This is a genomic window from Paraburkholderia sp. JHI869 (assembly GCF_038900775.1).
Taxonomy (GTDB): domain Bacteria; phylum Pseudomonadota; class Gammaproteobacteria; order Burkholderiales; family Burkholderiaceae; genus Paraburkholderia.
This window is the reverse complement of the sequence record NZ_JAYMSC010000011.1, coordinates 41,019-53,985: the sequence shown is the minus strand read 5'-3', so window position 1 is coordinate 53,985 and position 12,967 is coordinate 41,019. Positions and strand designations below refer to the sequence as shown.

The following is a 12,967-nucleotide window of genomic DNA, read 5'->3' as shown; positions in this document are numbered from 1 at the left end:
TCGTGAAGCGGGGCGCCGCGGTACAACACAACATATGGTGTGAAGCCTTGTTTCGGGTACAAAGTATAGTGGAAGAAACAAGCTGATCAAACGGCTTTTTTTACTGGTCCTATCTTGACAAGGCCACAAGCCAAGCAGCGCGGGCCTTACCGGCCAATGCGCTTTCGAGTGGTCTGCGAGGCGCGCGCAAAGTGCCCGCGTTTGCGCGTGGGAGGTGCTTATTTCTTGTGCAGCTAACGGGGTTTAGCCGGAGATCGAGCGTGTCACGACGCCGCGTTCTGAGCGCCGTCTGCCTGGGCCTGCCCCTGGATATAGGGGAAGCTGGCGTCGGCGAGCTGCGTATCGTGTTTGAGGCGCGCCCAGTCGAAGTGCGGACCGGGATCGGTCTTGCGCCCAGGGGCGATGTCCGAATGACCCGCCAGCGCGTCGATCGGATAGCGCGCAACGAGCGCCTTCACGAGCGCGGCGAGCGTGGCGTATTGCGGCGCCTCGAAGGCCGTCGTGTCGCTGCCTTCCAGCTCGATTCCGATGGCGAAATCGTTGCAGCGCTCACGCCCGAAGAAGCTCGATGCGCCTGCGTGCCACGCGCGCTCGTCGCATGAGACGAACTGCTCGAGCGCGCCATCGCGATGAATGACGAAGTGCGCCGAGACACGCACGCCGCGCAGGTTGGCATCGAAGTACGGATGCGCGTCGCAGTCGAGGCGGTTGAGGAAGAGATCGGCGATCTCGGGGCCGCCGAATACGTTGGGCGGCAGGCTGATGTTGTGGACGACGATGAGCGTCGGCACGGCGTCTTGCGGGCGCGCCTCGAAGTTCGGCGAAGGCAGATGACGCGCGCCGGGCACCCAGCCCTGCGCATCGACTTCATACGCACGCGATCCTGGCGATGCAGCCGCGCTCATCGTGCGGGGCGATCCTGGGCCGTCGTGCGCGCGTCGTAGGCGCGTGCGTGCTCGGAACTGCAGAACGAGCGCGAGCCGACATTCACCGACTCACTGCGCGGCGCATGCACGCCGCACTCGGCGCAGCGGACCATCGGCTCGGGCAGCGCGGCCTTGCCGCTCGCGCTTGCCCCGCCATTGGCGCTGCCCGCGGCGCCCTGCCCCGGCTGAGCGGCTTGCCCCGGTTGCGCACCAGGACGCGATTGCGTCTGCGCACGGCGCAGCGCCTTGACGAACCACTGCCCGACCACGAACAGCAGCACGAGGAGAAAAATCTGTCTCATCGGAACACGCGACTCAAGCGACTCAAACCACAGGGCGGTGCAGCAGCACCTCGAAGACGAAACGGCTGCCCACATACGCGAGCAGCAAGGCAATGAACGATGCGATCACCCAGCGCAGCGCAGCGCGCCCACGCCAGCCGGAAATCTTGCGCGCGGTGAGCAGCGCGCCGAACATCAGCCACGACAGAATCGCGAAGACAGTCTTGTGATCGAGCGAGAGCGGCCGGTCGATCAACTGCTCGCTGAACAAGATGCCCGAGACGAGCGTAGCCGTGAGCAGCACGAAGCCAGCACCAATCAGGCGGAACAGCAGCTTTTCCATCGTGAGGAGCGGCGGCAGCGTCTCGATCCAGTTCGAGAGCCAGCCGCCACCGCGATTGCTTGCATTGCGCTGGAAGCCCGCGCCCTTGAGCGCATGCAGCCGCCGCTCGACAGCGAGCATCAGCACGGCATGCAACGCGGCGATCGCAAAGAGCCCATAGGCGACGTTCGCGATGACGAAGTGCAGCTTGAACATCGGTGCCGCCGCATAGGGCAGCACGCGCACGCCGCCGAACACGAGCGGCAGGATCGACGCAACCGCGGCCAAAGGCAGCAGCAAAAGACGCAGGCCGTCGAGCGCAAAGAAAAAGCTCTCGATCCAGTAGATGCCCGCCCCGAGCCAGAACATGGCCGACAACGCGAAGGCGAAGCCGAACACCATTTCGTTGGCGGGGAAGATCGTCATGTGCAGCAGCACGCCGTGCGCGGCGAGTGCGACGAACAGCAGCGCGCGCGAAAGCGGGCCGAAGGTTCGCGCGCGCAGGCTGTCGCCGCCCGCGCCGACCGTCACCGGAACGGGCGGCACGCTGCCAAGCAGCGGCGCGGTGCCCGCGCGGCGCAGCGCGCGCCAGTCGGCGGCGCACAATCCGCCGTACAGGAGCACGGTGAGGGCATACAGTACAATATCCATGTTCGAAGTTTACTATAGGCCCCCTGGCCGCGCGGGATCGCGACGCTTTCCCGTTTAGCGCGCGCGGGGCGGGCCGCACTGCTCACCGCCTCCCCATGCTCGACAATCTCACTCAACGGATGGCGCGCGTCGTCAAGACGCTGCGCGGCGAAGCCCGGCTGACCGAAGCCAACACGCAGGAAATGCTGCGCGAAGTGCGTCTCGCCCTGCTCGAAGCGGACGTGGCGCTGCCCGTCGTGCGCGAATTCATCGCCAAGGTGAAAGAGAAGGCGCTCGGCGAGGAAGTGATCGCCAGCCTCTCGCCCGGTCAAGCGCTCGTCGGCGTGGTGCAGCGCGAGCTGACCGCCGTGATCGGCGGCGATTACGAAGGCAAGGCCGCCGAACTCGATCTCGCCGTCACGCCGCCGGCCGTCATCCTCATGGCGGGTCTGCAAGGCGCGGGTAAAACCACCACCGTCGGCAAGCTCGCCAAGCTCCTGCGCGAGAAGTACAAAAAGAAGGTCCTCACCGTTTCGTGCGACGTCTACCGCCCGGCCGCCATCGCGCAGCTGAAGACGGTGACGGAACAGGTCGGCGCCGACTTCTTCCCCTCGCAGCCGGACCAGAAACCCGTCGAGATCGCTGCCGCGGCGGTCGACTGGGCCAAGCGCCACTATCACGACGTCCTGCTCGTCGACACGGCTGGCCGCCTCGGTATCGACGAGGCGATGATGAACGAGATCACCGCGCTGCACGCGTCGCTCAAGCCGGCTGAAACGCTGTTCGTGGTCGACGCCATGCTCGGCCAGGACGCGGTCAACACCGCGAAGGCGTTCAACGACGCCCTGCCGCTCACCGGCGTCGTGCTCACCAAGCTCGACGGCGACTCGCGCGGCGGCGCGGCGCTCTCCGTGCGCCACATCACGGGCAAGCCGATCAAGTTCGTCGGCGTCGCGGAAAAGCTCGACGGTCTGGAAGTGTTCCACCCGGACCGCATGGCCAACCGTATTCTCGGCATGGGCGACATTCTCGCGCTCGTCGAGGAAGCGCAGCGCGGCGTGGACGTCCAGGCCGCGCAAAAGCTCGCCGACAAGGTCAAGAAGGGCGGCGACTTCGACCTCAACGACTTCCGCGCGCAACTCTCGCAGATGAAGAACATGGGCGGCCTGTCGTCGCTCATGGACAAGCTGCCCGCGCAGTTCCAGCAGGCCGCCTCGGGCGCCGACATGGGCCAGGCCGAGAAGCAGATGCGCCGCATGGAAGGCATCATCAACTCGATGACGCCCTCCGAGCGCGCCAAGCCCGAACTCATCAAGGCCACGCGCAAGCGCCGCATCGCGGCAGGCGCGGGCGTGCAGGTTCAGGAAGTGAACCGCATGCTCAATCAGTACGAGCAGATGCGCACCATGATGAAGAAGCTCAAGGGCGGCAACCTGCAAAAGATGATGCGCGGCATGAAGGGCATGATGCCCGGCATGCGCTGATCCTGCGGGCCGCGCGGCGCACTTTGCGCGCACCGCGGTCTCACTCGACACGGCGCGCGACGGACCAAATGCGCGGGTTTATGCTGTAGCGCGCGCCGCCGTTATTTTCCACACTTCAGTAGCTACAGCTACCTTCCCGCCAGAGTCATGAATCGCGAAGAAGCCCTGCACATTTTCCGCCACTCCGAAGAGATCGTTTCGGAGGGCGACGTCAATGCGTCGATCGGCCAGATGGCCGACGCCATCCGCGCCGAGATCAGCGAGGACTTCCCGCTCGTGCTGTCGGTGATGGGCGGCGCCGCCGTGTTCACCGGCATGCTGCTGCCGCACCTCGACTTCCCGCTCGAGTTCGACTACATCCACCTCACGCGCTACCGCAACGCCATCAAGGGCAGCGCCGAGATGCAGTGGCGCGTCGCGCCGCGCGAGTCGGTGAAGGACCGTGTCGTGCTCGTGCTCGACGACATCCTCGACGAAGGCGAGACCATGGCCGCGATTCGCGACCGCATCATGGACATGGGCGCGAAGCGCTTCCTCTCGGCCGTGCTGTGCGAGAAGACGCTCGCGAAGGCCAAGCCGCTGCATCCCGACTACTGCGGTTTTTCGGTGCCGGACCGCTATGTGTTCGGCTGCGGCATGGACGCCAAGGGTTACTGGCGCAATCTGCCGACCATCCGTGCGCTGACCGAAGGCGCGTGAAGCGCCTCCGAGTCAGTCGGAGCGCCATGAAAAAAGCAGCCCGCGGGCTGCTTTTTTGTTGCCTATTGGTGCCCGCTGCTTGCGGCGTCAGAGGTGATGCACGAAATTGGCTATGCCCGCGAGGATCATCTCAACCGAAATCGCCACGAGCACGAGGCCCATGAGGCGCTCGAAAGCCGTCACCACGCGCTCGCCCAGCAGTTGCTGGATACGCTCCGCCATCACCAGCACGATCGCGCAGATCACCATCGTCACGACGAGCGCGGCCACCCATTCATAGAGTTTGCCCGGCGCCTGCGAGGTGAGCAGCATGACCGTGGCGAGCGCCGAAGGCCCCGCCAGCGCGGGGATGGCGAGCGGCACGATGAGCGGCTCGCCGCCCTTGTCGCCGCCGCCGAACGGGCCGCCCGGATGCGGAAAGATCATGCGCAGCGCGATGAGGAACAGCACGATGCCACCGCCGATACGCAGCGAGGTATCGGTGAGCCCCATCATGCGCAGGAAGCTGTTGCCCGCGACCATGAAGATGAGCAGGATCACGAACGCAATCGCGACCTCGCGCAGGATCACGATCGCGCGGCGTTGCTGGGCAACGCCGCGCAGGCAAGTGATGAAGAGCGGAATGTTACCGAGCGGGTCGGTAATGAGGAGGAGCAGGACCGTAGCGGACAGAAAACTGTACTCCACGCTCGCAGCGCTCCTTTAACCGAGGTTGATCAGCAACTGTGCGTCAAACCGCGAGCGCCGCGCGGATCTTCTGCGCCACCGTCTGCGCGGCTTCCTCTGCCGCGAGCAGCGTCGCTTCAGTGTCGCGGCGGCCCTGGTACTCGATCTTGCCGTCCTTCAGGCCGCGCTCGCCGATCACGAGACGATGCGGCACGCCGATCAGCTCCCAGTCGGCGAACATCACGCCCGGGCGCTCGCCGCGGTCGTCGAGGATCACGTCCACGCCTGCTTCGAGCAGTTCGTTGTACACACGCTCGGCGTGTTCGCGCACGAGTTCGCTGCGGTCCATGCCCATCGGGCACACGACGACCTGGAACGGTGCGATCGACTCAGGCCAGATGATGCCCTTCTCGTCGAAGTTCTGCTCGATGGCCGCACCGAGAATACGCGTGACGCCAATGCCGTAGCAGCCCATCTGCATCGGCGCGGGCTTGCCGTTCTCGGCGAGGAACGTGGCATTCATCGCTTCCGAGTACTTCGTGCCGAGCTGGAACACGTGGCCCACTTCGATGCCGCGGCAGATGTCGATCACACCCTTGCCGTCCGGCGAGGGATCGCCCTTCTTCACGTTGCGGATGTCGGCGACGACCGGCTCCGGCAGATCGCGGCCCCAATTCACGCCCGTGGTGTGGAAGTCCACTTCGTTCGTGCCCACCACGAAGTCGCTCATGTTCGCGACCGTGCGATCTGCGATCACCTTGACCGGCTTCTTCGTGTTGATCGGACCGAGATAGCCCGGCGGCGTGCCGAACCACTCGACGATTTCGGCTTCGGTCGCGAAGCGGAAGCCGCTCAGGCCTTCGAGCTTGCCGACCTTGATCTCGTTCAGATCGTGGTCGCCGCGCAGCATCAGCAGCCAGATCGTGGGCTCGGCGCCTTCGTTGTCCGTCGCGAGGATGATCGACTTGATCGTGCTTTCGAGCGCAATGCCGAGCAACTCGGCCACTGCCTCGCACTTGGCCGCGCCCGGCGTGGGCGTTTTCGTGAGCGCTTGCGTGGGCGCGCCGCGCTGCGCGATGAGCGGCAGCGCTTCGGCGGCCTCGACGTTGGCCGCGAAGTCAGAGGTCGGGCAGTAGGCGATATCGTCCTCGCCCGTCTCCGCGATCACGTGGAACTCGTGCGAGCCGCTGCCGCCGATCGAACCGTTGTCGGCCGCGACCGCGCGGAACTGCAGGCCGAGACGCGTGAAGATGCGCACATAAGCGTCGTACATCTTCTGGTACGAGAGCTTGAGACCTTCGACGTCCTTATCGAACGAATACGCGTCCTTCATGATGAATTCGCGCCCGCGCATCACGCCGAAACGGGGACGGATTTCGTCGCGGAACTTCGTCTGCACCTGATAGAAGTTCACCGGCAACTGGCGATAGCTCTTGATCTGGCCACGCGCGATGTCGGTGACGACTTCTTCGTGCGTCGGGCCCATCACGAAGTCGCTTTGCTTGCGGTCCTTGAAGCGCAGCAGTTCCGGCCCGTATTGTTCCCAGCGACCCGATTCCTGCCACAACTCGGCCGGCTGCACGGCCGGCATCAGCAACTCGATTGCGCCGGCGCGGTTCATTTCCTCGCGCACGATCTGCTCGACCTTGCGGATCGAACGCAGGCCGATCGGCAGATAGTTGTAAATGCCGCCAGCAATGCGACGGATCATGCCCGCGCGAACCATCAGCTTGTGGCTGACGATTTCCGCGTCAGCGGGCGCTTCCTTCAGGGTGCCGATAAAGAAACGGGAGGCTTTCATTCAAATTATCCAAAAGCGGCGGCCCGGTGCAGACCGCCCGAAGAAGTGACCAACGGAGGAGTTCACGAACCCACCATTATGACAACGCGCCCAGCGCCGCGCCGATGACGTCAGCCACGGGTGCGGCCAGATTCGAAGCCGATCGCGCCCCGAGACCGTTTTGCGCGGTCGCGGCCATTCGCCCAAGTTTCCGGCAGGCGGTGCGTGAGGACCGTTATCTGTTTATAATCAAAGCAATTTTAAAGGATTCGAAGGTGGTTGTATGCTGGATCGTGAGGGGTTTCGCCCGAACGTCGGCATCATCCTCTTGAACGCGCGAAACGAGGTGTTTTGGGGCAAGCGGGTTCGCGAACATTCCTGGCAGTTTCCGCAAGGGGGCATCAAGTATGGTGAAACCCCCATGCAGGCAATGTTTCGGGAGTTGCACGAAGAAACCGGTTTGCATCCGGAGCACGTCAAGATCGTCGGTCGCACGCGCGACTGGTTGCGTTATGAGGTGCCGGACAAGTTCATCAAGCGCGAAGTGCGCGGCCATTATCGCGGCCAGAAACAGATCTGGTTTCTGCTGCGCATGGTCGGGCGCGACTGCGATATCTGCCTGCGGGCAACGGAGCATCCCGAGTTCGATGCGTGGCGCTGGAACGAATACTGGGTGCCGCTCGAAGCGGTCATCGAGTTCAAGCGCGACGTCTATCAGCTCGCGCTGACCGAGCTCTCGCGCTTCCTGCGCCGGCCTGCGCCGCGTCAGGAGCGCCTGGGCGTGCAGGCTCACGAGGTGCGTTACCCGCGCATCGTGACGTCGGCGCACGCAGACGCAGTGCATGCCGAGCCGTACGAGGCCGCAGCAGAACGCGTGCCCGACCGTACGCCGCGTACGCCGATCGAAAGCGATTGCGCGTCGGCGCAGAGTATCATCGAGCCTGCGCAGGACGAGCAGGATTAAGGGGCTTGAGCCAACGCAAAGAACGCCCGAACCGGCGGGGCCCGGCGCATCGCGCGCCCGGCCCCGCCGGTTCGCATTCGCGGCGCAGTTCGTTCGTAACGCGCGCCCGTGCTTCGAGGAAAACCAATTTGAAACGATTTGCTCTTGCTGCGGCATGCGCCGCAGGCGGTGTGCTGCTTGTGTCAGGACTGGCCGCGTGCTCCAGTTCCGGTCCCACGAACAAGGACGACAGCGCGTTCGTCTACCTGCTGGACCGCAAGGGCGAATGGCAGGAAAACAAGATCGAAAGCCTGCCGCCGCTGCCGCAGGCCGGCGCGAAGCTGCTGCCGTTCGACGTCTCGAACAATTCGCCGCTCAAGTTCGCGATCGACCCGGCTTCCCTCACGGTCGGCACGGACGGCGTCGTGCGCTACACGATCGTCATCTCGAGCCCGAGCGGCGCGCGTAACGTGAACTACGAAGGGATTCGCTGCGACACCTACGAGTGGCGCCTCTACGCGAGCCTCGACGCCGATCACAATGGCTGGGACCAGACCGTCGCGAACAACTGGTCGCGCATCGAGAACGGCACGCTCAATGCGTACCAGTCGAGGCTTTATCAGGACTACTTCTGCGCCAACAAGATGCCGCTCGCGAAGGCGCCATCCCTCATCGAGAACCTGCGCTACGGCCGCACGCAGTCGCAGCTGGTGCGTTAAAAGCCGCGCCACCGCACGCAGTCGTACGCATGAAAAAAGCCGCTGCGGCCTTTGGCCACAGCGGCTTTTTATCTTTTAGCGATGCGCTGCTGTTTGGGAACGGCCGTCAAACCAGCACGAGATTGTCGCGGTGGATCAGCTCCGGCTCGAGCATATAGCCCAGGATGCCCTCGATCTCGCCGCTCGGATGCCGCTGAATCAGCTTCGTTTCCGCACTGCTGTAATTGGTGAGCCCGCGCGCCACTTCCACGCCCGCGCCGTTCAGGCAAGCGATCACTTCACCGCGTGCGAACGCGCCCTGCACGCCGGTCACGCCGATCGGCAGCAGGCTCTTGCCGTCCGCCGTAAGCTTTTGCACCGCGCCGTCGTCGATCACGACGTGGCCGCGCACCTGCAGGTGGTCAGCCATCCACTGCTTGCGCGCCGCCATGCGCGCCGTGCGTGCGATCAGTTGCGTGCCGATCGCCTCGCCCGACGCGAGCCGCACGAGCACTTCCGCTTCGCGGCCGCTCGCGATCACCGTGTTTGCGCCGCTGTGCGCAGCGCGCTTGGCCGCGAGGATCTTGGTGAGCATGCCGCCGCGGCCGATGCTCGACCCCGCGCCGCCTGCCATTGCTTCCAGCTCCGGCTTGCCTGCGTCCGCTTCCTGCACGAGCGTTGCGCTCGGGTCCTTACGCGGATCGGCGGTGTAGAGGCCGCTCTGGTCGGTGAGGATAACGAGCGCATCGCCTTCGATCAGATTCGCGACGAGCGCGCCGAGCGTGTCGTTGTCGCCGAACTTGATTTCGTCGGTGACCACGGTGTCGTTCTCGTTGATGATCGGCACGACGCCCAGGCGCAGCAGCGTGAGCAACGTGGAGCGCGCATTGAGATAGCGTTCGCGGTCAGCGAGGTCGGCGTGCGTGAGCAGGATCTGCGCCGTGCGAATGTCGTGCTCGGCAAAGCGGCTCTCGTAGACCTGCGCAAGGCCCATCTGCCCAACTGCCGCGGCAGCCTGAAGCTCGTCGATCTCGCGCGGTCGCTTCGTCCAGCCAAGTCGCTGCATGCCTTCGGCAATCGCGCCCGAACTCACGAGCACGACTTCCTTGCCCTGCGCACGCAGCGCCGCAATCTGCGCGGCCCAGCGGCCGATTGCCGCATGATCGAGCCCGCGGCCGTCGTTGGTGACGAGGCTCGAGCCGACTTTCACTACCAGACGCCGCGAATCGGCGATGACGGAACGCATGCTGCGCGGTCTCCCAAATGACTGATGACGCGTGAAGTTTCCTGGGCGCTGCCGGCGCGGCTCGCTCGCCGGCCGGTGCGGCAAATTACTCCTGCGGCTGCTCCGCGTTCCCGCCTTGCCCCTCACGGAAGCGCACGTCGGAGGCGAGGTCTTCGGCTTCGGCCGCACGGCGCGCGTCCGAGTGCGCGGAAACGTAGTCGTACACCGCGTAACACAGGTTTTCGCAGCCCTGCCCCGTGAGCGCGGAGATCTCGAACACGGGACCGTCCCACTCGAAACGCTTCACGAAGTCGGCAATGCGCTCCGCACGTTCGTCCTCCGGCACCATGTCGAGCTTGTTCAGCACGAGCCAGCGCGGCTTTTCAAACAGCGTCTCGTCGTACTTGCGCAGCTCGCCGACGATCGCCTTCGCCTCCGCAACCGGATCGACGGTTTCGTCGAACGGCGCGAGGTCGACAAGATGCAGCAGCAGGTTCGTGCGCTGCAGGTGACGCAGGAACTGGTGACCGAGGCCCGCGCCCTCCGCGGCGCCTTCGATCAGGCCCGGAATGTCGGCGATCACGAAGCTCTTGCTCGGCCCCACGCGCACCACGCCCAGATTCGGCGCAAGCGTCGTAAACGGGTAGTCGGCAATCTTGGGCTTCGCGTTCGACACCGAGGCGATGAACGTGGACTTACCGGCGTTCGGCATGCCGAGCAGGCCCACGTCGGCCAGCACCTTCAGTTCCAGCTTGAGCATGCGGCGCTCGCCGGGCTTGCCGTCGGTCTTCTGGCGCGGCGCACGGTTCGTGGACGACTTGAAATGCAGGTTGCCAAGGCCACCCGCGCCGCCCTTTGCGACCATGACTTGCTGGTCATGCTCGGTCAGGTCGGCGATCAGTTCGCCCGTGTCCTGGTCGGTGATGACCGTGCCCACCGGCATGCGCAGCGTGATGTCGTCGCCGCCCTTGCCGTAGCAGTCCGAGCCGCGGCCGTTCTCGCCGTTGCGCGCCTGGTGCTTCTTCGTGTAGCGGTAGTCGATAAGGGTGTTGATGTTGCGGTCGCCAACGGCATAGACGCTGCCGCCGCGCCCGCCGTCACCGCCGTCCGGCCCGCCGAACGGGACGAACTTCTCGCGTCGCATCGACGCGCTGCCATCGCCCCCATCGCCGGCGATGACTTCGATCTTCGCTTCGTCAATGAACTTCATGAGTTACTCCGTCCCGTGAATGTCGATATTTTGCCCGCCATGGCCGAAACTGGCCAACCTGGCCGAACAGCTAACGACGCTCCGGCAGTCAACGCAAGCCCGTTACGACCCCGAAAGACTGCGGATAAATAAAAAGGCCCCGCAAACTTCGCGGGGCCTTCTTTGCGTCGCGTGTAGCCCGCTCGCGAGCGGTCTAAAGCTTAGGCCGCTGCCGGGACGACGTTGACCTGTTGCTTGTTGGCTGCGCCCTTGATCGTGAACGAGACGTGGCCGTCGACCAGCGCGTAGAGCGTGTGGTCCTTGCCGATGCCGACGTTCAGGCCCGGGTGCATGCGCGTGCCGCGCTGGCGAACGATGATGCCGCCTGCGAGGATCGCCTGGCCGCCGAACACCTTGACGCCAAGTCGTTTCGACTCTGAGTCGCGGCCGTTACGTGACGACCCGCCTGCCTTTTTGTGTGCCATTTGTTTGCTCCTTTACCTGCGTGCGCTTACGCGTTGATCGCGTCGATGCGCAGTTCGGTGTAGTTCTGGCGGTGGCCGCCATGCTTCTGGTAGTGCTTCCGGCGACGCATCTTGAAGATGGTCACTTTGGCGTGTCGGCCTTGCGACACAACGGTGGCCTTGACGGAAGCCCCACTGACCAGCGGCGTACCGAACTTAATCGATTCGCCTTCGCCCACTGCGAGAACCTGGTCGAGCGTGATTTCTGCGTCAATGTCAGCCGGTATCTGTTCTACTTTAAGTTTTTCGCCAACGGCAACTTTGTACTGCTTGCCGCCGGTTTTTATGACCGCGTACATTGAGAACCTCACTCTAAAATATCTTTTCAGGCACACTGCGCGCCCGAAACCTTAGATTATACATAGAGTTAGCTGCGCGGTCAAAAGGCGCGCAAGTCTGTTGCACGAGTGCGCGCGTGCCTCCTGGGCCTCGTCAGGCGGGCCTGACGCATCCAGATGGCATAGCGCCAGCATCCATGCGGCTGCGCGGGCCGCGAAAAATAGAGGGAGCCATCAGCCGGACGGCAGCGGAGCGTCCGGCATGGAGTCGATTCGCCTTATAATCCGCGGCACTACCCATATTTGCCATCATGTCGTCCACCGCCACCCCATCCCCCAGCGCAGCCACCCTGCTTGCCCCCATCGCCAGTGACATGGAGCAGGTGAATCGTGTCATCCGGCAAAGCCTGGCGTCCGAGGTGATGCTGATCAACCAGATCTCCGAGTACATCATCGGCGCGGGCGGCAAGCGGCTGCGTCCGGCGCTGCTGCTGATGGTGGCGGGCGCGCTCGGCGACACCGGCACACAGCGCCATGTGCTCGCGGCTGTCGTCGAGTTCATTCACACGGCTACGCTCCTGCACGACGATGTCGTCGACGAATCGGACCTGCGGCGCGGCCGCCAGACGGCCAACGCGCTGTTCGGCAATGCGGCCAGCGTGCTGGTGGGCGATTACCTGTATTCGCGCTCGTTCGAGATGATGGTGGGCGTCGGCAAGATGCGCGTGATGGAAATTCTCTCGGCAGCCACGACGATCATCTCCGAAGGTGAGGTGCTGCAACTCCTGAACATGCACGACGCCGACGTGGACACCGACCGCTACATGCAGGTGATCCGCTACAAGACCGCCAAGCTTTTCGAGGCCGCGGCGCAGCTCGGCGCGGTGCTTTCGGGGGCGGATGCGCGCACCGAAGAAGCGGCGGCCGAGTATGGGCGACGCATCGGCACGGCGTTCCAGATCATGGACGACTGGCTCGACTACACGGGCACGCCTGAATCGATGGGTAAGAACGCGGGCGACGACCTGCGCGAAGGCAAGCCCACGCTGCCGCTCATCTGGTTGATCGAGCACGGCACGGCTGCGGAAGCGGCGCTTGCGCGCGAAGCGATCGAGCAAGGCGGCACGACGCGCTTCGACGAAATCTTCGCTGCGATCACGCGTTCGGGCGCGCTCGAGCACACGCTGCAATGCGCGCGCGCCGAGGCGCAGGCCGCCGCCGCTGCGATTTCGACGTTCCCCTCTTCCATTTACAAAGATAGCCTGCTAGAATTATGTTCTTACTCGACGACGCGCCAGTCTTGAAACAGACGAAGCGGGTTG

Annotated in this window: 13 protein-coding genes and 1 pseudogene; 5 read left to right on the top strand and 9 right to left on the bottom strand. The window is 64.4% G+C overall.

Going from position 1 to position 12,967, the window contains the following annotated elements:
• Positions 1-263: 263 nt before the first annotated feature.
• From ampD to ccsA, 3 genes are read right to left on the bottom strand one after another with little or no spacing between them, the layout of a single operon-like run.
• Positions 264-905: a 1,6-anhydro-N-acetylmuramyl-L-alanine amidase AmpD gene (gene ampD, locus VSR72_RS19605; RefSeq protein WP_342954009.1), complete on the bottom strand. Its 642-nt coding sequence runs from the start codon at positions 903-905 to the stop codon at positions 264-266.
• On the bottom strand, positions 902-1,228 hold the full coding sequence (locus tag VSR72_RS19600) for a PP0621 family protein (RefSeq protein ID WP_342954008.1): 327 nt from the start codon (positions 1,226-1,228) through the stop codon (positions 902-904). Before VSR72_RS19600 ends, ampD begins: the two co-directional genes overlap by 4 nt.
• Positions 1,229-1,250: 22 nt before the next feature.
• Positions 1,251-2,180, bottom strand: a complete 930-nt coding sequence (ccsA, locus tag VSR72_RS19595; RefSeq protein WP_342954007.1) for a cytochrome c biogenesis protein CcsA — start codon at positions 2,178-2,180, stop codon at positions 1,251-1,253.
• 95 nt (positions 2,181-2,275) lie between these two features.
• On the opposite strand from ccsA, the gene ffh reads away from it, so the two are divergent.
• Together ffh and VSR72_RS19585 are read left to right on the top strand one after the other, a co-directional pair.
• Positions 2,276-3,643, top strand: coding sequence for a signal recognition particle protein (ffh, locus tag VSR72_RS19590; protein ID WP_342954006.1), 1,368 nt, complete (start codon positions 2,276-2,278; stop codon positions 3,641-3,643).
• 147 nt (positions 3,644-3,790) lie between these two features.
• Positions 3,791-4,342 (top strand): hypoxanthine-guanine phosphoribosyltransferase, encoded by a 552-nt coding sequence (locus VSR72_RS19585; RefSeq protein ID WP_342954005.1) that lies wholly within the window; start codon positions 3,791-3,793, stop codon positions 4,340-4,342.
• A gap of 87 nt (positions 4,343-4,429) precedes the next feature.
• Here VSR72_RS19585 and VSR72_RS19580 read toward each other — a convergent pair whose 3' ends face one another.
• Together VSR72_RS19580 and VSR72_RS19575 are read right to left on the bottom strand one after the other, a co-directional pair.
• Complete coding sequence (locus VSR72_RS19580) at positions 4,430-5,029, bottom strand: MarC family protein (protein WP_342954004.1); 600 nt, start codon at positions 5,027-5,029, stop codon at positions 4,430-4,432.
• Between the two features lie 43 nt (positions 5,030-5,072).
• Positions 5,073-6,809 (bottom strand): proline--tRNA ligase, encoded by a 1,737-nt coding sequence (locus VSR72_RS19575; RefSeq protein ID WP_342954003.1) that lies wholly within the window; start codon positions 6,807-6,809, stop codon positions 5,073-5,075.
• 262 nt (positions 6,810-7,071) lie between these two features.
• Between VSR72_RS19575 and VSR72_RS19570 the strand changes: the two are divergent.
• Positions 7,072-7,620, top strand: a pseudogene (locus VSR72_RS19570) (RNA pyrophosphohydrolase); the annotation flags it as partial.
• 260 nt (positions 7,621-7,880) lie between these two features.
• Positions 7,881-8,450, top strand: coding sequence for a CNP1-like family protein (locus VSR72_RS19565; RefSeq protein ID WP_342954002.1), 570 nt, complete (start codon positions 7,881-7,883; stop codon positions 8,448-8,450).
• Between the two features lie 106 nt (positions 8,451-8,556).
• On the opposite strand, the gene proB is transcribed toward VSR72_RS19565, so the two are convergent.
• The 4 genes from proB to rplU form a co-directional block, all read right to left on the bottom strand.
• Complete coding sequence (gene proB, locus VSR72_RS19560) at positions 8,557-9,675, bottom strand: glutamate 5-kinase (protein WP_342954001.1); 1,119 nt, start codon at positions 9,673-9,675, stop codon at positions 8,557-8,559.
• Positions 9,676-9,760: 85 nt separating this feature from the next.
• Positions 9,761-10,864: an Obg family GTPase CgtA gene (gene cgtA, locus VSR72_RS19555; protein ID WP_342954000.1), complete on the bottom strand. Its 1,104-nt coding sequence runs from the start codon at positions 10,862-10,864 to the stop codon at positions 9,761-9,763.
• A 200-nt stretch (positions 10,865-11,064) separates the two neighbouring features.
• Complete coding sequence (rpmA, locus tag VSR72_RS19550) at positions 11,065-11,328, bottom strand: 50S ribosomal protein L27 (protein ID WP_342953999.1); 264 nt, start codon at positions 11,326-11,328, stop codon at positions 11,065-11,067.
• Between the two features lie 26 nt (positions 11,329-11,354).
• Positions 11,355-11,666: a 50S ribosomal protein L21 gene (rplU, locus tag VSR72_RS19545; RefSeq protein ID WP_007180329.1), complete on the bottom strand. Its 312-nt coding sequence runs from the start codon at positions 11,664-11,666 to the stop codon at positions 11,355-11,357.
• 290 nt (positions 11,667-11,956) lie between these two features.
• On the opposite strand from rplU, the gene VSR72_RS19540 reads away from it, so the two are divergent.
• On the top strand, positions 11,957-12,949 hold the full coding sequence (locus VSR72_RS19540) for a polyprenyl synthetase family protein (protein ID WP_342953998.1): 993 nt from the start codon (positions 11,957-11,959) through the stop codon (positions 12,947-12,949).
• The last annotated feature ends 18 nt before the right edge of the window (positions 12,950-12,967 follow it).